1 protein-coding gene is annotated in these 638 nt (G+C 61.4%); it reads left to right on the plus strand.

All coding sequences use genetic code 11. The annotated features are described in order from the left end of the window. Positions 1-638, plus strand: a 638-nt coding sequence (locus L0664_RS18460; RefSeq protein ID WP_235227378.1) for a VCBS domain-containing protein, incomplete at both ends; no start/stop codon positions are given.

Raw genomic sequence — 638 nt, forward strand, 5'->3', positions numbered from 1 at the left:
GACAGCTTCACGGTCACAACGGTGGATGGCACGGAAGAGACCGTGACCATCACGATCACGGGTGAGAATGATGCGGCTGTGATCACCGGCGAGAAAACGATCGGAGTGACGGAGGACGCTGGCCCTAAGCTAACGGCAACCGGTGAGCTTGACGTGACGGATGCGGATACGGGCGAGGCGTCGTTCCAGGCGCAAGACGGAACGGTGGGCAGCTACGGCAGCTTCTATCTGGCACCGTACGGAGTCTGGATCTACGCGGCGGACAACACGCAGGCGGCGATCCAGGCGTTGGGCGAAGGCGAAACTTTGACCGACAGCTTCACGGTCACAACGGTGGATGGCACGGAAGAGACCGTGACCATCACGATCACGGGTGAGAATGATGCGGCTGTGATCACCGGCGAGAAAACGATCGGAGTGACGGAGGACGCTGGCCCTAAGCTAACGGCAACCGGTGAGCTTGACGTGACGGATGCGGATACGGGCGAGGCGTCGTTCCAGGCGCAAGACGGAACGGTGGGCAGCTACGGCAGCTTCTATCTGGCACCGTACGGAGTCTGGATCTACGCGGCGGACAACACGCAGGCGGCGATCCAGGCGTTGGGCGAAGGCGAAACTTTGACCGACAGCTTCACGGT

Source organism: Octadecabacter dasysiphoniae, from assembly GCF_021532615.1.
In the GTDB taxonomy this organism is placed as follows: domain Bacteria; phylum Pseudomonadota; class Alphaproteobacteria; order Rhodobacterales; family Rhodobacteraceae; genus Octadecabacter; species Octadecabacter dasysiphoniae.